Below are 24,277 nucleotides of genomic sequence, written 5' to 3' on the forward strand. Positions count from 1 at the left end.
AAACGACTGTTTGGGGTTGTATAGTCAAGTAATTAAGTGCATGTGGTGGATGCCTTGGCAGTCAGAGGCGATGAAAGACGTAATAGCCTGCGATAAGCTCCGGGGAGGCGGCAAATATCCTGTGATCCGGAGATTTCTGAATGGGGAAACCCACCTGTCATAAGGCAGGTATCGTATGATGAATACATAGTCATACGAGGCGAACGAGGGGAAGTGAAACATCTCAGTACCCTTAGGAAAAGAAATCAATTGAGATTCCCTTAGTAGCGGCGAGCGAACGGGGAAAAGCCCATTAAGTCATATAAGTTCTAGTGGAATGCTCTGGGAAGTGCAACCGTAGTGGGTGATAGTCCTGTACACGAAAGGGCTTATATGATGATGTCGAGTAGGGCGGGGCACGTGAAACCTTGTCTGAATATGGGGGGACCATCCTCCAAGGCTAAATACTCCTGACTGACCGATAGTGAACCAGTACCGTGAGGGAAAGGCGAAAAGAACCCCTGTGAGGGGAGTGAAATAGATCCTGAAACCGCATGCATACAAGCAGTGGGAGCCGGCATTGAGTCCGGTGACTGCGTACCTTTTGTATAATGGGTCAGCGACTTACATTCAGTAGCAAGGTTAACCGAATAGGGGAGCCGTAGAGAAATCGAGTCTTAATAGGGCGTTTAGTTGCTGGGTGTAGACCCGAAACCAGGCGATCTATCCATGAGCAGGTTGAAGGTTGGGTAACACTAACTGGAGGACCGAACCCACTGTCGTTGAAAAGCCAGGGGATGACTTGTGGATAGGGGTGAAAGGCTAATCAAGCCTGGTGATAGCTGGTTCTCCCCGAAAGCTATTTAGGTAGCGCCTCGGACGAATACCATTGGGGGTAGAGCACTGTTTCGGCTAGGGGGTCATCCCGACTTACCAAACCGATGCAAACTCCGAATACCAATGAGTACTATCCGGGAGACAGACTGCGGGTGCTAACGTCCGTAGTCAAGAGGAAAACAATCCAGACCGCCAGCTAAGGCCCCAAAATCATAGTTAAGTGGGAAACGATGTGGGAAGGCATAGACAGCTAGGAGGTTGGCTTAGAAGCAGCCACCCTTTAAAGAAAGCGTAATAGCTCACTAGTCGAGTCGGCCTGCGCGGAAGATGTAACGGGGCTAAAACTATGTGCCGAAGCTGCGGATTTGCAATTTATTGCAAGTGGTAGGGGAGCGTTCTGTAAGCCGATGAAGGTGTATTGAGAAGTATGCTGGAGGTATCAGAAGTGCGAATGCTGACGTGAGTAACGACAAAGCGAGTGAAAAACTCGCTCGCTGAAAGACCAAGGGTTCCAGTCCAACGTTAATCGGGGCTGGGTGAGTCGACCCCTAAGGCGAGGCCGAAAGGCGTAGTCGATGGGAAATTGGTTAATATTCCAATACTTCTGTGTAATGCGATGAGAGGACGGAGAAGGTTAAGTCAGCCTGGCGTTGGTTGTCCAGGTGGAAGGTTGTAGGCATGTATCTTAGGCAAATCCGGGGTACTCTATGCTGAGAACTGATAGCAAGCTGCACTTGTGCAGTGAAGTGGCTGATACCATACTTCCAGGAAAAGTCTCTAAGCTCCAGTTACACAGGAATCGTACCCGAAACCGACACAGGTGGTCAGGTCGAGTAGACCAAAGCGCTTGAGAGAACTCTGCTGAAGGAACTAGGCAAAATGGTACCGTAACTTCGGGAGAAGGTACGCTGTCGACGGTGATGGAATTTACTTCCTGAGCGGTTGACAGCCACAGAAACCAGGCCCCTGCAACTGTTTATTAAAAACATAGCACTCTGCAAACACGAAAGTGGACGTATAGGGTGTGATGCCTGCCCGGTGCTGGAAGGTTAATTGATGGGGTTAGCGTAAGCGAAGCTCTTGATCGAAGCCCCAGTAAACGGCGGCCGTAACTATAACGGTCCTAAGGTAGCGAAATTCCTTGTCGGGTAAGTTCCGACCTGCACGAATGGCATAATGATGGGGGCGCTGTCTCCAGCAGAGACTCAGTGAAATCGAATTCGCCGTGAAGATGCGGTGTACCCGCGGCTAGACGGAAAGACCCCGTGAACCTTTACTGCAGCTTGACATTGAACTTTGATCTTACTTGTGTAGGATAGGTGGGAGGCTTTGAAACTCGGACGCTAGTTCGAGTGGAGCCAATCTTGAAATACCACCCTGGTAATATTGAGGTTCTAACTCTGCTCCATTATCTGGAGCGAGGACCATGTCTGGTGGGTAGTTTGACTGGGGCGGTCTCCTCCTAAAGAGTAACGGAGGAGTACGAAGGTGCGCTCAGCGTGGTCGGAAATCACGCGTAGAGTATAAAGGCAAAAGCGCGCTTAACTGCGAGACCCACAAGTCGAGCAGGTACGAAAGTAGGTCTTAGTGATCCGGTGGTTCTGTATGGAAGGGCCATCGCTCAACGGATAAAAGGTACTCTGGGGATAACAGGCTGATACCGCCCAAGAGTTCATATCGACGGCGGTGTTTGGCACCTCGATGTCGGCTCATCTCATCCTGGGGCTGAAGCAGGTCCCAAGGGTATGGCTGTTCGCCATTTAAAGAGGTACGCGAGCTGGGTTTAGAACGTCGTGAGACAGTTCGGTCCCTATCTACCGTGGGCGTTGGAAATTTGAGAGGATCTGCTCCTAGTACGAGAGGACCAGAGTGGACGAACCTCTGGTGTACCGGTTGTGACGCCAGTCGCATCGCCGGGTAGCTATGTTCGGAAGGGATAACCGCTGAAAGCATCTAAGCGGGAAGCCTACCTCAAGATAAGATTTCCCAAGGACTATATGTCCTCTAAAGAGCCGTTGAAGACTACAACGTTGATAGGTTGGATGTGGAAGCATAGTGATATGTGAAGCTGACCAATACTAATTACTCGTGAGGCTTGACTATACAACACCCAAACAGTTGTTGTATAAAGCTCAATTGATTCGATATTCATCAAAACAGCTTGATTCAGAAGCCCGTTAGTATGACAATATTCAACTCAGATATAATCTGTTAATAACTCATTTGGTAGAAAGCTCAGGCACTTTATAAGACCTAAGCAAGTATCCATAAACAGTTGTGCTGGCGACAATAGCAAGAGTGAACCACCTGATCCCTTCCCGAACTCAGAAGTGAAACCTCTTTGCGCTGATGGTAGTGTGGGGTTACCCATGTGAGAGTAAGTCATCGCCAGCTCATTATTCTTAAAACACCCCTCCGCTAATGCAGAGGGGTGTTTTTTTATGCATAAAATTAAGGGAACAAGAAGAATAATAAAAAAAGATCCAAATTAAATTATTTGGATCTGTTATAAAGCGTACTTTCGATAAGTTAAAGTGCCAAAACTAAATTTGAAACCGAGTTATATTCACTAAACCAGTTGACGACGTGCATGTTTGAGGGCTGTTCTCAAACCCTCTTCAATGGTAGGGTGGTAAAAAGGATTATCTAGGATCTCATCTATTGTAAGTTCTTGAGTGATCACCCAAGCTAAGAGATGCGCTAAATGTTCTGCTCCTGTTGCTAAAAGCTCAGCACCTAAAAGTTTTTTGCTCTGAGGGTCTACGTAGATTTCAATCGCCCCTTTGTTTTTACCATTAACGATTGCCCGACCTTGCTTTTCATAAGAAGCAAAACCGATGGTAAACTTTATATCATGCTTAGTAAGCCATTGGTGATTTTTACCTACGCTAGCCATTTCTGGTGAACTAAACATAATTCCTAAAGGAACTAATGTTTTGATAGGATCAATTTCTGGAAAATTCAAACAATTATGCACCGCTTTACGACCTTCATGTGCTGCTTCATGTTGGATAGGTGTATTACTGTGAGCATCACCAATGATAAAAATAGGGAAATTTCCGAGTTGTTTTGATGTTTCATTTACAGGTAGGTTTTTTAAATCGATAAACTTTGCGTCTATTCTTTCTAAATCTAACGTATTTAATAGTGAAGTTCTTCCTGTTGCATTTAGGACATAATCAACTTGGATCTCTTTAGGTTTTCCGTTTTCAGTAAATTGGATTGCTAGGTGCTGTCCCATTTTTTTTAATTGATCAGGAAGAATTTCGTATTTGATATTTATTTCTTGATTTATTATTTCTTGAGCAAGCTTCTGTAGCGCAGGACTTGAAAGTGATCCGACTTTGCGACTGCGAGCAAATACCGTTGTTTCTACTCCCAATCGTTGCATTGCTTGGGCAATTTCGATCGCAATAACGCCACTTCCTAGTACAGCAAGTCGTTTTGGAAGTTTTTCAAGCTCAAAGACTTGGTCTGACGTAATAAATAACTCACCCAGTTCATCTTTCCAATCTTGATTGATATTGGGTGTTGAGCCAACTGCAATGATGAAGTTTTTGGCCTGATAGTTTTTCTGATTAACTTGAACCGTATTTGAATTAATGAATGAAGCTTTACCAGAAATTTTATGTTTTTCATCCCAAGAATTGACATCTTTAAGCGTAGCTTTAGTGAAACGATCTCTAAGGGACCGAACGTGGTTCATTACAGCAGATGTATCAATCGTACTGTTCACTGAAAGTCCTACTAGATCTGCTGTGTTAATGTCATGCATTCGATTTGCAGCAGCAATTAAAACCTTACTTGGCATACATCCTACGCGCGCGCATGTAGTATCCCATTCGCCATCATTAATAATTAGAATGTTGTTTGTAAACTTGATCGCTTCCTTATAGGCTGCGATGCCTGCTGTACCAGCACCAATAATAATAATGTCGTACATATATCATCTTCTTCAGTCAGAGGTTCTTTTATTCAGGGGATTGGAGTTTATATAGAATATTTGGATGAATTTAAAATTATCATTTATTGATTGCTCAAGGAATAAAAAATGGCGCTTTAAAGCGCCATTTTCTTTATTTCTACAAGGCACTGCCAACTGATACACCCACTGTAGGTCGAACATTCATTGAACTACAACTGGCCAATACAAATGCACATACGATGATTAGAGCGAGTTTATTCATCAATTAAACCTAATGATTGAGCTTGATTGAATAATACCTTAGAACGATTTCCCGATTTGCATACCAAAAGTATAGGTTTTGGTAAGCTATTGTAATACTTTGCAAATTCTTGAACATCTTGCTTAGAAATTTGACCGCTAATGACAGGCTGATAGATCAAACTCAGTTTAGCTTGTTCCGCGATCTCTCTTAACTCTGATGCAGAGGTCATATTTCCTGCTTCTTGATCTGGTCGATTAACGATGACCGATTTAAAGCCTTGTTGAATGAGCTTTTGAAACTTCTCTGCAGTCATTTGACCAGTCACACTAACATTTGGAGTCAATGCTTGGCTTAAAGCGTTTTCATTTGCAAATGAAACAGGTGTACAGATACAGGCTAGACTCAATACAATGACTTGAAAAAAACGTTTAGTCATCAAGTAAATCCATTTGTTTTGCAAGCTGATATAAATTATTTGAGCGATTCCCAGTACGACAAAACATCAATACAGGCTTGGGTAACTCATTATAGTGATTCGCAAAGGTGCGAACGTCGAACTCAGTGATTTGACCAGCGACAACAGGTTGAAAAACATAATCTAAATTATTTTGACGCGCAGCTTCTTCAATTTGAGCACTAGTCGGTTGAGAAGGGCCACCTTCCATGTCAGGGCGATTATTAATCACAGACTTGAATCCTTTTTCAACAACTTGGGACAATTGTTCAGGGCTGATTTGACCTGCAAAGCCGACATTTTCACTCATCTTGTCACTCCCAAAATATATACAAATGATTATTGTGAATATCATAGCATTAAGCATATATTGAGGTTGATATACTGCTTACAAAATTAAAGAAAATACATAAAACCAAAGTATGCAATGGAATGCAGGAGTGCATATGTACGCTTATACAGTTGAGCCACTGTATATCTCACATCAAGGTGAACTCATCGCTTACGATTATTATCGTCCTAGAAATATTAAAATTGCTCCAGTGATTATTATGGCGCATGGATTTGCTGCATTGCGTCAATTTAAATTGATTCAATATGCACAGCGCTTTGCTCAAGCTGGTTATGCCGTGGTGTTATTTGATTATCGACATTGGGGAGGCAGTACAGGTCAACCTAGAGAGCTTGTTTTAATTCAGACTCAGATTGCAGATTGGTATGCTGTCATTTTGAATATTCGTAATCGCAAAGAGATCAATAAACAACACATTGTGCTTTGGGGAACAGGGTTGAGTGGAGGCTATGTTCTTAAACTTGCATCAGAGTTGAAAGATATTCGTGCCGTGATCGCTCAAGTGCCTTTTCTAGATGGTGCAGAAACGGCAAAGTTTTATCCAATTCAACATTATCCTAAAGCGATTAAATTATCGAGTCAGGATTATATGGGGACAAAGGTTGGTTTAGATTCAATTACTTTGCCTGTAGTACATCCCTTTGCTTTGAGTTTTTATCCGAGTTCGGATAGCTACAATGGTTATATGTCGATTGTTCATCCTGATTACTTCTGGAGTGGTGAGGTTGCAGCGAGAGCATTATTTGATATATTCCGTTTTCGCCCAATAGTCGATGTACATAAGATAAGAATCCCAACTTTGATGATGGTTGCTATAGATGACCGTCAAACACCTATTTCAGCCAGTCGTGAAGCTGCTACCAATATGGCTACAAGCATCCAATATCATGAGTGGGAGATGGCTCATTTTGATATTTATCATTTGCCATGGTTGGAAAAAGCAATTTCGACTCAATTATCTTTTTTAGAACAAATATTGGAGTGAACGAATGATTATTGTCTGTCCTGAATGTGGTGCGAAAAATCGTGTGCCAGAAGAAAAATTGAGTTCACAACCTGTATGTGGTCAATGTCATCAATCTTTGATTCCATTGAAACCGATTGACCTGAATGAGCAAAATTTTAGTAACTTTGTGAGTAATAGTGATTTGCCAATATTGGTCGATCTTTGGGCGGAATGGTGTGGTCCATGTAAAATGATGGCGCCGCACTTTGCTGAAGTTGCGAAGACCAATCCTCGAGTGGTCTTTGCTAAGATTGATACTGAAGCCAATCCACGCTTGAGTAGCGCGTTCAATGTACGCAGTATCCCAACCTTGGTTTTAATGAATAAAACCACAGAAGTTGCTAGAATAAGCGGTGCGCTACGTGCCAATCAGTTGCAAGAATGGCTTGATCAGCAGTTAAAAGCATTTCACTCATCAATTTAACTTGGAGTTCGCGTGTCTGAATCTCATGTAAAACCCGAAGGTATCCTTTCTTTACAAACCATCGCAATGCCAGCCGATACAAACTGGAGCGGTGATGTATTTGGTGGTTGGATTGTTTCACAAATGGATTTGGCAGGCGCAATTCACGCTGAGCGCTTTAGTAAAGGACGCTGTGCAACGATTTCAATCAATGAAATGACGTTTTTAGTTCCTGTTAAAGTAGGGGATGTGATTACCTGCTACACCAAGATTTTGAAGGTGGGAAACACTTCTATTCAAATGCAAATTGAAGTGTGGGATAGCCATGATAGTTCACGAGAAGCAAAACGTGTAACTGCGGGTGTATTTACCTTTGTTGCTGTAGATGTCAAAGGTGGTAAGCGCCAAATTCCTGAAGATGTTAAGCAAAAGCTTTCTTGAGTTACAAACAGCTTAAAATTTAGCGATTTAAAACAGTATATAGATTGATAACAACCAACATGATTCTCGGATCATGTTGGTTTTTTATGTATGCATCAAATGTTGAAATTAATTGAATCAGTTCATACTTAGAACATCGTATTTGAATTGGCTGATTGTTCAGGAATGTCTTGTTGCACATCCCAATGCTCAACAATTTTTCCATTTTCAACTCTAAAAATATCGACAATCGCAGTTCCACGATCTTGGTTATTCTGTGTCGAATGAACATGAAGAACGACGCGATCTCCCTCAGCAATGACCGATTTAATAGTATTTCTGGCTTGAGGGTTCTCTTTAAAATATTGGGTAAAGTAATTCACAAAGGGTGCTTTACCATTCGGTACGTGCGGATTGTGCTGAATATAGCGCTCGCCAATATATTGATCAGAATATGCTTTAACCTGATGCTTTGTAAAAACACCATTATAGAAATCAGTCACAATTTTTTTATTTTTCGTTGTTAATTCAAGATCAGATTGATGTTTAGAATCAGAATAAGAATTTTGAATATGGTTTTTCTTTTCTGCCGAAGCCGTAGGGGATTGAGCATAAACATGACCAACGAATGAAACAACAAGTAATGGAAGAATTATTTTTTTCATTTTTAACCTCTGATCGAATGGTAAATATTAAGGAGTGAACCATGATCTTCGGTGAGTTTAGGTAGATTGATATAGTGTAGAAATGTGTGGGATTTTTTGTAATATGGTTAAATTAAAACTTACCTAAAGGTAAGTTTTAATTATATTTATTGACTTTTTATGATTTATTTTTGAGTTGAGCTTTGGATACCCACGCCCAAAGCATTTCGCATTGAATCGGTTCTTGTCCTGATTCATCTAAAACAGTGACTTGAACTACAGTTTCACCTTTTTCAGATTGTTGCATAAGCTTTTGCTGTTCATCTGTGAGTGTCGCTGTTGCCGTCATTGCACCTTTACTTGGGCGTTTGAAATCGACTTTGAGTGTTTTGATCAGAACAATTGAACTATCAGGGACATTCATTCCAGTGACAAATCCAGTTGCTGTTTCAGCAATGAGTGCCATCGCACAGGCATGCACTTGACCAATATGGTTTTGCATGGCTTTGTGGTTTTCTATTTTAACCACAACCTTTGAGTGGGTGACTTCTAGATAACGTAATTTGGCAGAGCCCACCATAGGAACGACACGACCAAAAGCTTTACTCCACAACGTACTTCGAATTCCTTGCGGGAATTTAGAGGTTGCTTTAACCAGTTTAGATAAACGATTGCCTTGAGCCATAATCCCTTCCTATGATGGATATTTAAGGGTGATTAGTCCTTAAAGTTGTTAAATTGTAATGGAACACCAAATTGTTGTTCTTTTAAAAACGCCATAACTTGTTGTAATGTATCGCGCTTTTTATCAGTAATACGAATTTTATCGCCTTGAATAGAAGATTGCGCTTTGATGCCACTTTCTTTAATGACTTTATTAATTTTTTTTGCGGTATCAGAGTCAAGACCATCTTTCAGTTTGATTATTTGAATCACATTTTTACCTGAAGCCGTCATTTTTTGTGGATCAAGGGCTTGAATGTCTACTTTACGTTTAAAGAAGTGATTTTCAAGCATGGTATAAACTTGTTCACATTGGAAATCACTTTCAGTCGTGATCTTAATCTCTTTATTTTTTTCACTGAGTTCAATTTTGACATCTTGACCACGGAAATCGAAACGTGTCGCAATTTCCTTTTCAGTATTTTGAACTGCATGATTTACTTCAAAAATCTCTAATTCTGAAACAATATCGAAAGAAGGCATAGTTTAGACCTTTACAAAGGGAAAGAATATCTGAGATGCTAGGGATGTTTTCTTCATTTGCCAAGTGTTGTTTACATCAAAGGAGTGCGCAATGATCCGTAAAATAGAAATTACAACATTTGAGTTCCCAGAAAATGCAGTAATCTGGGATGTTCGTGATACAAAAGCTTATGCTGAAGGTCATATCAAAGGTGCTGTTAACCAACCTATTGATGCTTTGACTCAAGAAAGTTTGACTCAAGTGAACTCGGATCAGTCGATATTTATTTTATGTGGTGGTGGCAGTAAAGCACCTCGTGCAGCAGAAAAGTTAGAAGGCTTTGATAGCTCAAGAGATTATGTGGTTCTGATGGGAGGAACGCGTGCAGTTCGTGATGCAGGTATTCCTTTAGAACAAGGATCATAAAAAATGAAGCGCCGTAAGGCGCTTTTTTGTTACTGACGTAACTGAGATCCTAAATCATTCAAAAATGATTTAAGCTTAAAAAAATTCCCAACACTAAAAAAATTAATTGGGTTTGAAATAAGGTTTCTTTGCTTTCACTTTCTTCTGAAAACGTTTTGGACTCAGTTTTTGGTAAAGCTCGTTTGGAATGGGACAGGCCTGTTTTAACACTTCAGCAACAAGCACCTCACTACATAAGGGCGCATATAAAAAGCCTTTGGACCCTAATCCAGAAAATGTATAAATTTCACGATGATCTTGAACTTTACCCAGTAATGGAAAGTAATCCAAACTTTGTGCCCGTATAGAAGCTCGCCCTTGCCATTGCTCAATAGGTGCTAACTGCTTTGCATATTGCGGAAATACATCTGCAAGTAAATCTAAATTGTGCTGATGATCCTCCGAATGAACGTCTACATCATCGCGCCCAGGGTAGAAAGATGCACCTAAAATCAATTGTTCTGCATCCAATTGCATGCAATAACCACCATAACTGTAAGCTTGCTGTCTATCCAAAACTTGATTGGCATTATTCAACCAACTCACTTGTCCACGAATTGGCTTCAATACAGGGAATTCTTCAAAGAATTGTTTTGAGTCTCGCGCACAACACACGATGACATGATCAAAATGTTGCTTAATCTCAGTGTCTGAAATCAATTGAACTGAATCATTATCAAGTGTTTTGAAATCTGTAACTTGCGCTTGAATAAATTGAATATTGGGATGTGATAAAATCTCTTCAGCAAATACCTTAGGTCGTACCACACCTGCAATATTCAGATTTAAGCTGTCAAAAGTCGTTTCTAAGGCAGAATCTGTGGCATGTTGAATTGTTAAAACATGCTCAGGATATTGTTGTTTTAAACTGAATAATTCATCTGGATTTTTTTGAGCAATTTGTTGCACAGCAATCGGTTGGAATGCACGGAAGTTTTGATAGTGACGAATGGCTTGTTGCCAGCTTAATGTCATCAAATGTGCAGCACTTTGCTCAATCGGGCAGAGTTTTGGGTTCAATAAAGCAAGTGGATTACCTGACGCACCCGATAAAGGCGCTGATTGGTCGAATATTTGAACTTCATGACCGCGCTGTGCGAATGCATAGGCACAGCTTAAACCTGCGATTCCAGCGCCAATAATGGCGATCTGGCGCTGCTTATCGAGGTTGTTATTATCATTTGATGTAGATAAAGAATTTTCATCAGCTTTTTGAACTGCTAAGACAGCGTCCTGAGTTAGAAAATCAGACTCAATAACAGGATCAATTTCAGAATCTAGCCAAATGCCTTTTAACATTTCACGTTTATGTTTAAAGCCACGTGGTCGTGAAATGCTGATGCCATATTGTTTTAAACCACGTTTCAGTACGCCAGCAACACTAAACGAGGCAAACGTGGTTCCAATGTCGGATAAGCGGACAATATGCTTGAGGACATTTTCTTCCCACATATCCGGATTACAAGCAGGTGCAAAACCATCTAAGAACCATGCATTGATAGGAGCTGTCTTCAGCATGTTTGGAAAAACTTCGTGTGCATCACCTAACCATAAATCAATGCTAAAGCGTTCATTAGGAAAAGACAGACGATGACAGCCTGCAATCGCAAGGGGATATTGCTCAATCAATTGTTCCGATAAATGAGCAAGTTCAGGCCATGCATTGAGAGCACGAATCAGATCGTCTTTAGACAGTGGAAATTTTTCAACACTGACGGCATGTAAATGACTGTGATTATCTGGACGAATCTCTTGCCATAACTGCCAAAGCGTGAGGATGTTTAAACCTGTCCCAAAGCCTGTTTCACCGACACAGAAGTATTCAAAATCTTGTAAATGGGTGAGTCGTTCAGGGAGATCATTGCCATTAATAAAAACATGGCGTGTTTCTAACAAACCATTGTCTTTAGAAAAATAAACATCACCGAAAATTTTTGAGACTGGAATTTCAATTCCATCGATAGATTGCCAATCGAGATCAGCAGTTTGAATGGCTTTAGACAAAGCAATTGACCTTTAAAAGGATGAGGTCAGTGGATTACCACTGACGACGACGTTTGGTGTAAATATAACTTGCGATTAAGAAGCCGACAAAAATACCGACTGCAATGGTGGCTGCGCCGTAAAGGAACATTTGTGCGCTACGTTCACTTTGTAAGACTTGAACTTGGACACCCAAATTATCATTTTTAAGTTGCAATTCTTGATTTTGGGACAGTGCTTCTAGATTGGCTTTTTCAAGTTGCTCTAAACGCGTAGCTTGGTCTTTTACTAAGGCTTTGACATTGGCTTCAGCAGTGGCCTTTTGCTTGGCTATTTGTTCAGCAGTAAGTGGCTTAGCCGTTGGACTTGCATTTGCGGTCACAGTATTCGTTGGTGCTATCGCATTTGCTGTTACTGGTGCAACAGGTGCCTGCTGAGAGGGCGTCACAGCAGGGATGGTCTCTGTCACAGCCCATGCTGTAGAGCTGAATAAAGAAAAACAGAGAACTGCTTGAGTGAAAACACGCATGTTAGTTTCCACGAGGCAGAGCTTTGTTAAAAGGTTTTACATCGATACTTTCGTAAATGCCTTCTCTTAAGAAAGGTTCATCTGCGAGCCATGCATCGAGTTCTTCTCGGGTGTCAAAGTCCAGAATCAAAGTGCTACCATAAAAACCCGCTTGTGGATTTTCACGGTCGATCGGCATTGCACCTGCAACGATAACACGACCTTCGGCATCTAACTTTTCAAGGCGAGCCAAATGCTCTGGACGTGTAGCCAGACGTTTTTCTACAGTACCTTCTCGGTCGGTACAGGTGATAACAAATAAAGCCATTTACTTTCTCTATTCTTGATTTAAGCCTTTTATAAAGCGTTTTATTCTTCAGTCGACTTAAAGTATTTACGCAATAAAACAAACTGGATAATGATAAATGAAAACATCACGATCATGTCGCCAAATGCGGTAAATTCACCCCAATATTTACCGTCCATGAAGATAAATGCAAAGAAGATATGCAATGAAGCCATACCGACAAACATGAGTGCCCATGCAAAATTGAGTTTTTTCCAGCCTTGAGCTGTCAAATTCAAAATTGGACCAAATAGACGTTGAATGAGCGGCTTTTTATCTTTACCAATATACGGTGAAATAATAAATGCACCAGCAAATACAAAATTCAAAATCGCTGCTTTTAAGCGAATATAAAAGTCATCACTGAGCATGAGGGTAATGCCACCAAAAATGACTGTCATAAACAACACAATCCACTGTTGTTTATCTAGATGAAATTTTTGACGAACGAACAAAGCACCGTAAACAACCAACATGGAAATAATGAGTCCTGTGGTTGCAACCAGAATATTATTGTTGTCTACACCACCTGCAGAACCGATGAGTTGTAATAATGGATGTTCAGTATCTTTAGGATCTACAGTTTTATATAACCAAAAGAAAATTATGAGTGGCACAAAGTCTAAAAGTGCTTTCATGTTAAAGTATCTATTCTGTTCAGGTGAATGGGTAGTATAAAAGATGCAAGGCGTAGATTTACACACACATAGCAATATTTCTGATGGTACATTATCGCCAGAATTACTGGTGCATGCTGCTTTAGAAAAAGGCATTCATACACTTGCATTGACTGACCACGATAGCATGGATGGCTTAATCTTGGCTGAAAATATTGCAAAAAATCATCCAATTCAGATTATTTCAGGAGTGGAAATATCAAGCCAGTGGTCTAGACCCTCAACCAACAAAAGTTATGGTGTGCATATCGTGGCTTTAAATATGCAAAAACCTGAACCATTACTTAAGTTATTAGAAGATCAAAAGCGCATACGTGCTGAACGCGCTAAGCAAATTTGTGATTTATTGATCCCACTGATTAATATGGATATTTATCCAGACGTCTTGGCTCAGGTTGATGGTGAACCGGATCGTGTAACGCGTACCCATATCGCAAAATCTTTAGTTGCCAAAGGCATCGTGAGCCGTCCACAACAGGCTTTTGATAAATACATCAAAGAAGGTAAAAAAGCCTATGTGAAGTTTGACGGGTTGGGTTTGGCGGAAACCATTCAAGTGATCCATGAGAGCCAAGGATATGCGGTTTTGGCCCATCCAACACGATATGATCTATCTGCAACCAATGTGCGTTATTTGATTGAATTATTTGCGCAACATGGTGGAGATGCAATCGAACTTCCCCCTGCGATCGAGCCTTTATCAACACGCCAAATGGTTGATCGCATGATTGAACAGTTTAATTTGAAGGTGTCTGTAGGGAGTGATTTTCATGGCGATAATATGCCATGGATTAAACTGGGCAGTATTCCCAAACTTAAAGAAGGGCAAGTGGGGATTTGGGAAAGTTTTGTTTAAAAAAATGAAAAGAAAGCGTTCCCTCTCTTCTAGTAGAGAGGGAGTCAAAATTTCGTACATCAAAGCAAGTTGTGATCTTGGGCTTGAATCGGTGGTGGTGTCGGTTTACCTAAAGTGCCTAATAATTCAATTTCAATAGTACGTACCATTGAGTCGAGTGGTAAATCATTACTCTGCGTGCCAAAAGGTTCTTCAATTTCAGTACTTAAAGCATCCAAGCCTAAAAACGTATAGGCTAAAATTCCTACCAATAAAGGTGTTGCTAGACCTAATACAGAGCCTAGACTAAACGGTAATAAGAAACAGAAAAAATATACGGTACGGTTTAGAAGTACAGAATATGCGAAGGGTAGTGGAGTGGTCGCGATACGATCACAGCCTGTTTGCACCAGACTCAGTTCGGTAACATGCGCATTCATTTGCGTGTAGATAATGTCTGAAATTTCACCTTCTTTTAGCGCGAGCATGAGTTCCCATTGAATCAAACTGAGCGTGTATTGTGGTGCGTTATTTTGTTGATAAAGTTGCGTTAATGCTTGTTGACTTAATCCACTGGTTTGATGGAGTGCATCAGGACTCACAGTTTGATGACGCAGGCGATCACGTAACACATTGGCAAAGACAATCACATGCTGTACCACACGTTCACGACGTCCTTGAGGCAAGATACGACAATCACGGTCAAAGTGACGTGCATTGGCGATTAACATGCCCCAGAGTTTACGCGCTTCCCACCAGCGGTCATAACATGCAGTATTCTTAAAACCTAAGAAAATAGACAAAACTACGCCAATTAAAGTGAAGCCGACCAATGGAATTTCAGGAAAGCGATACAGGTCAATATATTCGATTCCGCCGACAATTGCGGAAATCAACATGACCAGCCCCAATGGCGGTAGTACTTTCGGTAAAATCGTGCCACGCCATGAAAATAAAAGTTTTAAAGTGTCGTTTTGATCACGAACAATCATGATTTATAGGGTCTATAATTTTTTTATGATCTTCAACACTTCGCTCAAACTTGTCAATCCAAATTTAACGATGATTCGAAGTGTTTTATACCTATGAGTTAAAATTCGATGGCATGAGAAGGCGATGCTCAGCAAAGGAAAAATTTTGCTCAGGTGCAATGATGAGATGATCAATCAATTTAATTTCTAAAAGTTCACAGGCACGTTGAATATCTTGAGTCAGTTGTTTGTCCTCGAAAGAGGGCTGTGCAGTCCCGTGTGGATGATTGTGCACAATGACAATGGCGGTCGCATGATGGTGAATCGCATGTCGGAGCAGTTGGTTGATGGAGATTGAGCAATAATTCAGAGAGCCATAAAAAAGCTTCTTAAAATTGATCTTTCTGAGTTGAGCGTCTAAGCACAGTACGGCAAAGACTTCTTGTTGTTCACCCAAAAGTTCATAGCGAAGATAGTCTTTAATGAGATCCGAACGACTTAAATCTGCACCTTGGTTAATATGATTCTGTAAATATCGCCGTCCGAGTTCTTTGACTGCCATCAGTTGAGAATATTTGGTATTCCCAATACCATGAAATTTGCTGACATCTGTCAAGGTGGCATCAAATACGGCATTTAGGCTGCCAAAATGCTGTAAGAGTAAACGAGATAATTCCACAGCAGAATGTTGTTGGGAACCTGATCTTAGAAATATCGCAAGTAATTCAGCATCAGAAAGGCTTTGTGCACCTTGTTGTAATAGTCGTTCTCTGGGGCGTTCTTGTTCAGGCCATTGTTTAATGGATTGGCTCATTATTATTCTCTGTTTTAATTCGATTTATTTTAGATTACTTTTCATTTAACCCAGTCAGATGACTTGGGAACGCAATTATTTAATGCTATTGTGAGCGCCACTGCAATAGAAAGGTGCCTGATCGTGAGTTTCGATCTCAGTGTATTTTCCAATAAAAATATCATTCTTGCCGTCACTGGTGGCATTGCCGCTTATAAAAGTGCAATTTTAGTTCGTCGTTTAAAAGACTATGGTTTTAATGTCCGTGTGGTGATGACCCAAGGGGCACAAGCTTTTATTACGCCTTTAACTTTTCAAGCGTTATCAGGTAATCCTGTTCACACCGAGTTGTTAGATACTGAAGCCGAAGCGGGTATGGGGCATATCGAGTTGGCGCGTTGGGCTGATTTAGTGTTGGTTGCTCCAGCAAGCTGTGACACTTTAGCCAAGTTTGCTTGTGGTTTGGCAGATGATTTACTGAGCACCTTATATTTGGCAACCAAAGCGCCAGTTTGGGTTGCACCTGCCATGAACCAACAAATGTGGGCAGCCAAAGCTACACAGCGTAATTTGAATACCTTGGTTGAAGATGGTGTCCACGTCATTTTACCTGAAGCAGGCTCACAAGCCTGTGGTGATGTTGGATTAGGGCGTATGCCTGAACCTGAGGACTTAGCCAAACAAGTTCGTGAATATTTCCATAAAGCACAACGTGCCATTGCTGAAAAGTTTGGTTTGCTAGCAGGTAAAAAAGTCACGATTACGGCTGGTCCAACGCGTGAAGCGATTGATCCAGTACGTTATATTTCCAATCATAGTACAGGTAAAATGGGTTTCTCGATCGCGGCTGCATGTTATTCAGCTGGTGCACAAGTGACTTTGATTGCTGGGCCTGTGAGTTTGGATACGCCGAATGGTGTATTACGTAAAAATGTATCTTCAGCGATGCAAATGCTTGATTTGAGTATGCAACAGTTACAAGAGGGTTGTGATGTATTTATCGCAACAGCTGCTGTAGCGGATTATCGTGTTGCTGAAGTCGCTGAACATAAGATTAAAAAGGCAGGCGATGAACTTGCTGTATCTTTAGTGAAAAATCCCGATATTGTGGCAACCATTGCTCAACAAGAAAAACGTCCATTTATGGTCGGTTTTGCCGCTGAAACACGTAATGTTGAAGAATATGCAGCAGGCAAATTGGTCAATAAAAAGCTGGATATGATCGCATGTAATGATGTATCTCGCCCAGATATTGGTTTTGCTTCAGATGAAAATGCAATGACAGTCTTCTTTGCTGATCAATATGAGATGGAAAAACGTGATTTAGAAAAAGCCTCTAAACAGGAAATCGCACAGCAATTGGTTGAGGCGATTCATGATGCGTTGTATCAAGAAAAATATCCTGTGTAATTTTTAGATCGATTTATCTTCATATAAAAAAGACTGCGTTAGCGGTCTTTTTTGATCGATATTTATCAGTGATTTAACTTCAAAATTTTAGGCTTCTATCGTGAAATATTCTTACGATTGAAATGGTAACGCCAATCAAAAGACTTAAAATACATCCCCAAAAAACTACATTGTAATCTACTAGATTAAGCAATGGATTACGCATACTGAATGGGAAAAATGGATACATATCATGATGCATGAGCGCGTCCAACAGCACATGACTGAAGCTTCCTAGGAAAGCACTTGAAATGGCAACCTTCCAAGTGATTTTCCAATGTTTATAGCTTAATTTTTTCAAAATAAATTGGCTGATTGGTCGCCCAAATAGACCGGCAACGCCACCGATGACTAATGCACCTAAAAGATTATGCGTATACAGATGCAAAGTATCCCACTTTAAAATAAGGCCAATAAGTGGCTCAATATCCATCAAAATTTGAGTACCCGCAAAGACCATAAAACTAAAGTGATGTCTTTGAGCGGCTTTTAAGCTGGTTCCAATTCCCAAATGTAGCGGAGTAAAAGGCATGCTTTTTAATTCTTTGGATTTTAATTTGTATGAGGGAAAGCATAAAGCGTCTGGATTAGATTGGATATAGGTATTCATCATAAAATATAGGTATAAAAAAACCACAATTAAGATTGTGGTTTTTTTAAAGGGCTGAGTGCTTTTAAGCTTGACCTTCAGCTGCAGCGACTTGAGCACGTTGCATATTTGCTTCAAATTCAGCATCGAAGTTAATCGGTGTAAGAAGCAATTGTGGGAAGCTACCTTTAGTCACAAGATCATTCACCGCTTCACGTAGGAATGGGAATAAAATGTTCGGGCAATAAGCACCAAGAATGTAAGGAAGACGTTCTTCTTCAACGCCATCAATCAAGAAAATACCAGATTGAGTCACGTCAACAATAAATGCAGTTTCGCCTGCATTTGTTGCTTGAACAACCACTTTTAAAGACACTTCAAAGTGAGTTGGATCTACTTTTTCAGCAGCAGAAGACAAGTTGATATTTAACTCAGGTTGCCATTCTTTAGTGAAAACGCTAGCACCAGGTACTTCAAAAGAAATATCTTTAGTGTAAATACGTTCTAACGCGAGTTGTGGTTGAGCTTGTTGTTCTTCACTCATTCTTTATTCCTTAAGTAAGCGAGTAATAATCTTTAATTTCTAAAATGCTTATGCAAGCAATTCATCAAGTTTACCTTCACGCTCTAAAGCATAAAGTTGGTCGAAACCACCGATGAATTGATCTTTAATAAAAATTTGAGGCACAGTACGGTGTTTCGTTTTTTGCATTAACTCAACACGAACTTCTGGTGCTTCAGTCGATAAATTGACTTCTTTGTATTCGATGCCTTTGCGCTCTAATAGTTGTTTAGCACGAACGCAGTAAGGACACATATTTGTAGAATATACAGTAACTTGAGCTGTCATTTTTTTCGACTCCTTAAGCTTTTTTGCTTTTCACTAATGGTAGGCCTTGGACTTTCCAATTATTCACACCACCGTCTAAACGATAGCTGTCTGGATGACCCACTTGCTGTAAAGCAGTGCCTGCAACTTGACCTAAGTTACAGATGAAGACCAAAGGACGATCTGCAGCTTTTAGTTCTTCAATATGACTTGCAACTTGGCTGTAAGGAATATTACGGCTACCACTGATATGACCTTCACGGAAATCTTTCGCATCGCGTAGATCAATCAACATTGCATTTTTAGCTTTCACTAAAATACCGAGTGACTGTGGAGAAATTTTGCGACCACTGCGCTGACCTTCGAATACGAAGAACAACACAATAAGACCACCTAAAATTGCAAATAAGAAGGGGTGGTTCCCCATAAATTCGAACCAACGTTCCACAAATCACCTAATGTCAGAATAAAAACTGCGTTGAGTATAGCGTATAAATATGGTGATCAAAATCACCGCTTCAAGGGCTCATTTGAAGAAAATTAATTTTTTTGCTGAGCTTCAGTAATTTCATCCACTAAACGTAAATAACTTTCCAAACGTCGAGGTAAAATTTCTTTATCTTCCACGGCTTGTTTGATGGCACATTGCTTTTCATTGGTATGGGTACAGTTTCGATACTGACAATGACCAATAAAAGCAGCAATTTCAGGAAAGCCATTGTCAATTTTGTCATGATCTAAATGCCACAAACCAAATTCACGAATCCCAGGTGAGTCAATCAAAGCCCCATTTTCACCAAAACCAATCAAACGTGTAGATGTCGTTGTATGTTGACCAAGTGCAGAGTTATCAGAAATGACATTGGTCTTTTGCGCAGCATCAGGCACGATCGCATTGATCAAGGTACTCTTACCGACACCTGATTGACCCACAAAGGCAACAGTCTCATTGTCTAGACGTTGTTTTAGCTCAGTTAAATCACCGTTAGATTGAGTCAACATAAACTCATAACCAAGCGCACGATATTCTTCAACCAAGGTTAAACGATGATCTTGTTCACCTTCGAGTAAGTCACATTTATTCAGTACCAATAAGGCAGGAATATCTGCATCTGCACATGCAACTAAATAACGATCAATCAATGTGGGCGCAGGTTCAGGTAGAGGTGCTATGACAATGACGATCAAAGAAATATTGGCTGCCACAGGTTTGACTTTATGATAGCGATCTGGACGAGTGAGTAGTGAGCGACGTGGTTGAATCGCCGTAATAATGCCAAGCCCAGTATTTGGATCGGCTTGCCATTTAACACGGTCGCCTGTTACCAATAGTTCTAAGTTGGTTCGTGTATGACAACGCCAAACACTGCCTAGCTCGATCGGCTTCCAAAAAGATTCGGGTTCACCTGCTTTATTTTCAGGTTGAATAGGATGCTCTACAGGCGTTGATAATGCTTGTACCTCAAGTTGGCGACCATAGTGTTGCACCACTAGACCTTCCAAATCATTTGAAGTATCAATGTCATCTTGACGTGTTTGCTGTTGCTTCTGAATGCGGCGCTGCTGCTGTTCAGTTAAACGACGTTTACGAATTAAAGCCATTCATAACCTGAGAAAACCATAAAATTTAGATGGCAAAAATAGCATGATGAGCTATGGAATTACAGCATGGAGGCGATTAATTTGCTATTCTTCATGTTTTCATAGCCCAATAAGATTGCACAAGTATGAGCAGCACACCAGATACACGTTTGATTTGGATAGACTTGGAAATGACTGGTCTAGATACAGACAATGACAAGATTATCGAAATTGCGACAATCGTCACTGATGACAATTTGAATATTCTTGCTGAAGGTCCAGTGCTTGCAATTCACCAATCAAACATTATTTTAAATGCGATGGATGAATGGAATACCAAGCAACACGGGCAATCGGGCTTAATTGAACGTGTACGCCGTAGTAAACTCAGTGCACAAGATGCTGAACAGCAAACTCTTGAATTTTTGAAAAAATGGGTGAACCCAAAATCATCACCAATGTGTGGAAACTCGATTTGCCAAGATCGCCGTTTCATGCATCGTTTAATGCCTGAATTGGAACAATTCTTCCATTACCGTAACCTTGATGTGTCTTCTGTAAAAGAGTTAGCACGTCGCTGGCGCCCTGAAATTATGAGTGGCTTAAAGAAAAATGCATCGCATTTAGCGATGGATGATATTCGTGATTCAATCGCAGAGTTGAAGTATTACCGTCAATATTTCTTCATTAAAGGTGATTAATTATCACCGTCATTATTTGTCTTATCAAAGGCGAATAAAGACATAAAAGGAGGCTAATGCCTCTTTTTTTGTTTGTTTTTTGGTGATTCTTTAATCATCCTTTATAATAACGAATGTATGTATTTTTTAGTCAAATCAGATATGTCAATCATCGTTGGCTTTTGATTTCGAGTTCCTCAACAATCAATTATTAGAAAGAGAGAATCTATGCAAAGTAATAATCCTATTTTAACTCGTGCTGATGTCTACAGTGATGGTGCTCAACCGATGACTGTGCAAGGCGCTATTCAGAAGTCAATTTTATTGACCGTGATTGCCACAGTGGTGGGTATTTCATTATTTTTCTATTGTTTATTGACCATGAATATGTCGATTGCCTATGGGGCAGCATTTATCGGCGCGATTGGTGGCTTTATTTTGGCAATGGTTACCACATTTAAACCGAATACTGCACGGACTTTAGCAATTCCTTATGCATTGTTTGAAGGGGCTTTTTTGGGCGGTATTTCAATGATTTTCCAAATGAAATATCCAGGTGTTCCTGTTAAGGCATTATTGGCAACGTTCATTACCACTTTAGTGATGTTTGCTTTGTATCGTGCAAAGATTATCCGTGCAACTGAAAAATTTAAATCGGTCATTATTTCGGCGTCTATCGCCATTGCATTGGTCTTTGTGGTGCAATTTGTTATGAGTTTGGCGTTTAGTTCAAGCATTCCTTATGTATTTGAAAATAATTGGTTAGGGATTGGCTTCGCTGCATTTGTTGCCATTATTGCCTCTTTAAGTTTGATTTTAGATTTTGATTTAATTGAATCAGCTGCAGCTCAACAAGCGCCAAAAGCAACAGAATGGTTGTGTGGTATTGCATTGCTCGCAACTTTGGTTTGGATGTACTTCTCATTTTTACGCTTAATTGGGTTCTTGGGTAGCGACGATTAAGCTTATTTTCGCTTCTCTTTCGAAAAGCTAATCTTTAGAAAAGCCAATCACATGATTGGCTTTTTTGATTTGATCTGATGAAAATCTGAATGCTTTAACAAAGAAATTCAAAAAAGGCGCATTATGCAATTTCGTTAATGCTCTAGACTTGGCATTATGCATGAAAATTATTTTGAGTGAGAATCACATGTCACAAGGATTATTGGCAGGTAAACGTTTCCTTATCGCGGGTATCGCAAGTAAACTTTCGATCGCTTTTGGTATTGCGCAAGCACTACATAGCCAAGGTGCTGAACTTGCATTCACATATCCAAATGAAAAGTTAAAAAAACGTGTTGATGATTTTGCTGAGCAATTTGGTTCAAAACTCGTTTTTCCGTGTGATGTTGCTGTTGATGCTGATATTGATCAAGCATTTGTAGAACTGGCTAAACATTGGGATGGTTTAGATGGTGTTGTGCATTCAATTGGTTTTGCGCCTGCACATACTTTAGATGGTGATTTTACTGACGTCACAGATCGTGAAGGTTTCAAAATTGCACATGATATTAGTGCTTATAGCTTTATTGCGATGGCTCGTGCAGCGAAACCATTATTGCAAGTACGCCAAGGCTGCTTACTAACCTTAACGTATCAAGGTTCTGAACGAGTGATGCCGAACTACAACGTAATGGGCATGGCGAAAGCATCTTTAGAAGCTGGTGTTCGTTATTTAGCTTCAAGCTTGGGTCAAGATGGTATCCGCGTAAATGCAATTTCAGCAGGGCCAATTCGTACACTTGCAGCATCAGGCATTAAATCATTCCGTAAAATGTTAGACGTGAATGAGAAAGTTTCACCACTTAAACGTAATGTGACGATTGAAGACGTCGGTAATGCTGCATTGTTCTTATGTTCACCTTGGGCAAATGGTATTACGGGTGAAATTATGTATGTTGACGCTGGTTATAACACAGTCGGCATGAGTGCAGAGTTAATGAATGATCTATAATTTAGATCGATTATGATTTTAAAAAAGACGATTTATTAATCGTCTTTTTTACACACTAAAACAAGTTTTTAGCTAAAAATGCTGTCTAATTTGAATAAAATTTGATTAAATAGAAAGCATTCTAAAGAAACGCTAAAAAAAGATAATAACCATGCTTGCCAACATATTTTCGGCTATAGAAAAACTTGGATTAACTGCTCAAAAACGAGCAATACACGTACAATTCTCGAATCCAAGTCTAAATCAAGAAGTCTTTCTACAACGCATAGACGGACAACACACGCTTAACGAAGGCGTAAAAGCAGAACTGATCTGTTTATCTACCAATGCCACCATCTCCCTCAAAGAATTCATCGGTTGCCAAGTAGCCGTAGACCAAGTGACCGAAAATGGCACACTGTTCAGAACCACAGGTCTGATCACCGAAGCAGCCCAAGGGCAAAGTGATGGCTCACTGACCCTCTACAAACTCAACTTAGAAGACGCAACCACACTGTGGCACAAACGCCGCAACAGCCGTGTGTTCATGAACAAATCAGCGGTTGAAGTCATTGAAACCATCTTCCAAGAATGGCAAAACAAAAGCCCACTGTTTGCAGCAAGCCTAAGCCTAGATCTCAGTGGACTTCAACAACAATACGACGTCCGTCCGTTCATCATGCAAAGCAACGAAACGGACTACGACTTCCTGACGCGTTTAATGCGTAGCGAAGGCATCAACTGGCTAATCGACGAAGCACAACTCCACGTGCCAGTCTCAGCAACACCCATCGAAGCCCAAAAACTTCGCTTGATTGATGACAACAGTCAATACCAAGCCCTAGCACGCAGAAACATCCGCTTCCACCGCAGCAGTGCGACAGAAAAACAAGACAGTATCACCAGCTTCATCGGACAACGCAGCATCCAACCGACCGCAGTCCACGTCCAACGCTGGCAAGCCGATGTGCTCGAACAAGAAGAAGGCGCAGGCACGGTACAAAGCAAACACCAACACAGCAACAACCAAGACAACGCAAGCTTAGGCTTAGAACAAGCCTGGCACTTCAGCCCAGCATGGATGCAAGACCTTAAAGGCGAAGACCAAGCGACCGCATCCAGCAACAACCAAATCGAAAAGCTGAACCAAAACCTCAGCAACTACTATGACGCGCAAAGCAAACAATT

General features: G+C 40.7%; 26 protein-coding genes, 2 rRNA genes and 1 pseudogene. 12 read left to right on the forward strand and 17 right to left on the reverse strand.

Annotated elements, in window-relative coordinates:
• Nucleotides 1–22: 22 nt before the first annotated feature.
• Nucleotides 23–2,919, forward strand: a 23S ribosomal RNA gene (locus tag AC5YDM_RS14755).
• A 176-nt stretch (nucleotides 2,920–3,095) separates the two neighbouring features.
• Nucleotides 3,096–3,210 (forward strand): 5S ribosomal RNA (gene rrf, locus AC5YDM_RS14760).
• Between the two features lie 175 nt (nucleotides 3,211–3,385).
• On the opposite strand, the gene AC5YDM_RS14765 is transcribed toward rrf, so the two are convergent.
• From AC5YDM_RS14765 to AC5YDM_RS14775, 3 genes are all read right to left on the reverse strand, one after another.
• The gene (locus AC5YDM_RS14765; RefSeq protein ID WP_496152826.1) at nucleotides 3,386–4,759 is read right to left on the reverse strand and encodes a dihydrolipoyl dehydrogenase; all 1,374 of its coding nucleotides are present in this window, start codon (nucleotides 4,757–4,759) and stop codon (nucleotides 3,386–3,388) included.
• A gap of 236 nt (nucleotides 4,760–4,995) precedes the next feature.
• Nucleotides 4,996–5,421 (reverse strand): protein tyrosine phosphatase family protein, encoded by a 426-nt coding sequence (locus AC5YDM_RS14770; protein ID WP_496152827.1) that lies wholly within the window; start codon nucleotides 5,419–5,421, stop codon nucleotides 4,996–4,998.
• The gene (locus tag AC5YDM_RS14775) at nucleotides 5,414–5,749 is read right to left on the reverse strand and encodes a protein tyrosine phosphatase family protein (protein WP_496152828.1); all 336 of its coding nucleotides are present in this window, start codon (nucleotides 5,747–5,749) and stop codon (nucleotides 5,414–5,416) included. The genes AC5YDM_RS14770 and AC5YDM_RS14775 overlap by 8 nt, the downstream gene beginning before the upstream one ends.
• 136 nt (nucleotides 5,750–5,885) lie before the next feature.
• Between AC5YDM_RS14775 and AC5YDM_RS14780 the strand changes: the two genes are divergently transcribed.
• The 3 genes and pseudogenes from AC5YDM_RS14780 (at nucleotide 5,886) to AC5YDM_RS14790 (ending at nucleotide 7,657) form a co-directional block, all read left to right on the forward strand.
• Nucleotides 5,886–6,776 (forward strand): alpha/beta hydrolase, encoded by an 891-nt coding sequence (locus AC5YDM_RS14780; protein WP_496152829.1) that lies wholly within the window; start codon nucleotides 5,886–5,888, stop codon nucleotides 6,774–6,776.
• A 4-nt stretch (nucleotides 6,777–6,780) separates the two neighbouring features.
• Nucleotides 6,781–7,221, forward strand: a complete 441-nt coding sequence (gene trxC / locus AC5YDM_RS14785) for a thioredoxin TrxC (RefSeq protein WP_496152830.1) — start codon at nucleotides 6,781–6,783, stop codon at nucleotides 7,219–7,221.
• Nucleotides 7,222–7,233: 12 nt separating this feature from the next.
• Nucleotides 7,234–7,657, forward strand: a pseudogene (locus AC5YDM_RS14790) (acyl-CoA thioesterase).
• A 112-nt stretch (nucleotides 7,658–7,769) separates the two neighbouring features.
• Here the strand turns inward: AC5YDM_RS14790 and AC5YDM_RS14795 are convergent.
• The 3 genes from AC5YDM_RS14795 to AC5YDM_RS14805 all read right to left on the reverse strand — a co-directional run bounded on the left by AC5YDM_RS14795 (nucleotide 7,770) and on the right by AC5YDM_RS14805 (nucleotide 9,470).
• Nucleotides 7,770–8,285, reverse strand: coding sequence for a nuclear transport factor 2 family protein (locus AC5YDM_RS14795; RefSeq protein WP_496152831.1), 516 nt, complete (start codon nucleotides 8,283–8,285; stop codon nucleotides 7,770–7,772).
• 157 nt (nucleotides 8,286–8,442) lie between these two features.
• On the reverse strand, nucleotides 8,443–8,949 hold the full coding sequence (locus AC5YDM_RS14800) for a DUF4442 domain-containing protein (protein ID WP_496152832.1): 507 nt from the start codon (nucleotides 8,947–8,949) through the stop codon (nucleotides 8,443–8,445).
• Between the two features lie 32 nt (nucleotides 8,950–8,981).
• Nucleotides 8,982–9,470: a YajQ family cyclic di-GMP-binding protein gene (locus tag AC5YDM_RS14805; protein ID WP_496152833.1), complete on the reverse strand. Its 489-nt coding sequence runs from the start codon at nucleotides 9,468–9,470 to the stop codon at nucleotides 8,982–8,984.
• 91 nt (nucleotides 9,471–9,561) lie between these two features.
• On the opposite strand from AC5YDM_RS14805, the gene AC5YDM_RS14810 reads away from it, so the two are divergent.
• Nucleotides 9,562–9,876, forward strand: coding sequence for a rhodanese-like domain-containing protein (locus AC5YDM_RS14810; protein ID WP_496152834.1), 315 nt, complete (start codon nucleotides 9,562–9,564; stop codon nucleotides 9,874–9,876).
• Between the two features lie 102 nt (nucleotides 9,877–9,978).
• Here AC5YDM_RS14810 and mnmC read toward each other — a convergent pair whose 3' ends face one another.
• The 4 genes from mnmC to AC5YDM_RS14830 are packed head-to-tail and all read right to left on the reverse strand — an operon-like array spanning nucleotide 9,979 to nucleotide 13,390.
• On the reverse strand, nucleotides 9,979–11,919 hold the full coding sequence (gene mnmC / locus AC5YDM_RS14815; RefSeq protein ID WP_496152835.1) for a bifunctional tRNA (5-methylaminomethyl-2-thiouridine)(34)-methyltransferase MnmC2/FAD-dependent 5-carboxymethylaminomethyl-2-thiouridine(34) oxidoreductase MnmC1: 1,941 nt from the start codon (nucleotides 11,917–11,919) through the stop codon (nucleotides 9,979–9,981).
• Between the two features lie 34 nt (nucleotides 11,920–11,953).
• A complete protein-coding gene (locus tag AC5YDM_RS14820) occupies nucleotides 11,954–12,427 on the reverse strand; it encodes an SH3 domain-containing protein (RefSeq protein WP_496152836.1) in 474 nt (157 codons plus the stop codon).
• A gap of 1 nt (nucleotide 12,428) precedes the next feature.
• Complete coding sequence (locus AC5YDM_RS14825; protein WP_496152837.1) at nucleotides 12,429–12,734, reverse strand: YciI family protein; 306 nt, start codon at nucleotides 12,732–12,734, stop codon at nucleotides 12,429–12,431.
• A 41-nt stretch (nucleotides 12,735–12,775) separates the two neighbouring features.
• Nucleotides 12,776–13,390 (reverse strand): inner membrane-spanning protein YciB, encoded by a 615-nt coding sequence (locus tag AC5YDM_RS14830; RefSeq protein ID WP_496152838.1) that lies wholly within the window; start codon nucleotides 13,388–13,390, stop codon nucleotides 12,776–12,778.
• 43 nt (nucleotides 13,391–13,433) lie between these two features.
• Here AC5YDM_RS14830 and AC5YDM_RS14835 point away from each other — a divergent pair, with 43 nt between their 5' ends.
• Nucleotides 13,434–14,285 carry a PHP domain-containing protein gene (locus AC5YDM_RS14835; protein WP_496152839.1) on the forward strand — a complete coding sequence of 284 codons (852 nt, stop codon included), beginning with the start codon at nucleotides 13,434–13,436 and terminating at the stop codon, nucleotides 14,283–14,285.
• Nucleotides 14,286–14,344: 59 nt separating this feature from the next.
• On the opposite strand, the gene AC5YDM_RS14840 is transcribed toward AC5YDM_RS14835, so the two are convergent.
• Together AC5YDM_RS14840 and radC are read right to left on the reverse strand one after the other, a co-directional pair.
• Complete coding sequence (locus tag AC5YDM_RS14840) at nucleotides 14,345–15,256, reverse strand: bestrophin family protein (RefSeq protein WP_496127112.1); 912 nt, start codon at nucleotides 15,254–15,256, stop codon at nucleotides 14,345–14,347.
• 91 nt (nucleotides 15,257–15,347) lie between these two features.
• Entirely contained in the window at nucleotides 15,348–16,049 is a 702-nt protein-coding gene (radC, locus tag AC5YDM_RS14845) for a RadC family protein (protein ID WP_496152840.1), read from the reverse strand.
• Between the two features lie 123 nt (nucleotides 16,050–16,172).
• Between radC and coaBC the strand changes: the two genes are divergently transcribed.
• On the forward strand, nucleotides 16,173–17,438 hold the full coding sequence (gene coaBC, locus AC5YDM_RS14850; RefSeq protein ID WP_496152841.1) for a bifunctional phosphopantothenoylcysteine decarboxylase/phosphopantothenate--cysteine ligase CoaBC: 1,266 nt from the start codon (nucleotides 16,173–16,175) through the stop codon (nucleotides 17,436–17,438).
• Nucleotides 17,439–17,517: 79 nt separating this feature from the next.
• Here coaBC and AC5YDM_RS14855 read toward each other — a convergent pair whose 3' ends face one another.
• From AC5YDM_RS14855 to rsgA, 5 genes are all read right to left on the reverse strand, one after another.
• Complete coding sequence (locus AC5YDM_RS14855) at nucleotides 17,518–18,009, reverse strand: hydrolase (protein WP_496152842.1); 492 nt, start codon at nucleotides 18,007–18,009, stop codon at nucleotides 17,518–17,520.
• A gap of 142 nt (nucleotides 18,010–18,151) precedes the next feature.
• A complete protein-coding gene (secB, locus tag AC5YDM_RS14860) occupies nucleotides 18,152–18,610 on the reverse strand; it encodes a protein-export chaperone SecB (RefSeq protein ID WP_496125867.1) in 459 nt (152 codons plus the stop codon).
• Between the two features lie 48 nt (nucleotides 18,611–18,658).
• Nucleotides 18,659–18,916 (reverse strand): glutaredoxin 3, encoded by a 258-nt coding sequence (grxC, locus tag AC5YDM_RS14865; RefSeq protein ID WP_496125866.1) that lies wholly within the window; start codon nucleotides 18,914–18,916, stop codon nucleotides 18,659–18,661.
• Nucleotides 18,917–18,929: 13 nt separating this feature from the next.
• Nucleotides 18,930–19,343 carry a rhodanese-like domain-containing protein gene (locus AC5YDM_RS14870; protein WP_496152843.1) on the reverse strand — a complete coding sequence of 138 codons (414 nt, stop codon included), beginning with the start codon at nucleotides 19,341–19,343 and terminating at the stop codon, nucleotides 18,930–18,932.
• A gap of 92 nt (nucleotides 19,344–19,435) precedes the next feature.
• Nucleotides 19,436–20,497: a ribosome small subunit-dependent GTPase A gene (gene rsgA, locus AC5YDM_RS14875; protein WP_496152844.1), complete on the reverse strand. Its 1,062-nt coding sequence runs from the start codon at nucleotides 20,495–20,497 to the stop codon at nucleotides 19,436–19,438.
• A gap of 125 nt (nucleotides 20,498–20,622) precedes the next feature.
• Here rsgA and orn point away from each other — a divergent pair, with 125 nt between their 5' ends.
• From orn to AC5YDM_RS14895, 4 genes are all read left to right on the forward strand, one after another.
• On the forward strand, nucleotides 20,623–21,177 hold the full coding sequence (gene orn / locus AC5YDM_RS14880; protein ID WP_496152845.1) for an oligoribonuclease: 555 nt from the start codon (nucleotides 20,623–20,625) through the stop codon (nucleotides 21,175–21,177).
• Between the two features lie 207 nt (nucleotides 21,178–21,384).
• Complete coding sequence (locus tag AC5YDM_RS14885) at nucleotides 21,385–22,119, forward strand: Bax inhibitor-1/YccA family protein (RefSeq protein WP_496152846.1); 735 nt, start codon at nucleotides 21,385–21,387, stop codon at nucleotides 22,117–22,119.
• Between the two features lie 187 nt (nucleotides 22,120–22,306).
• On the forward strand, nucleotides 22,307–23,110 hold the full coding sequence (locus AC5YDM_RS14890) for an enoyl-ACP reductase FabI (protein ID WP_496152847.1): 804 nt from the start codon (nucleotides 22,307–22,309) through the stop codon (nucleotides 23,108–23,110).
• Between the two features lie 151 nt (nucleotides 23,111–23,261).
• The coding region (locus tag AC5YDM_RS14895) for a phage late control D family protein (RefSeq protein ID WP_496152848.1) at nucleotides 23,262–24,277 on the forward strand (1,016 nt) is incomplete at its 3' end.

This window comes from Acinetobacter sp. CY81, from assembly GCF_059515925.1.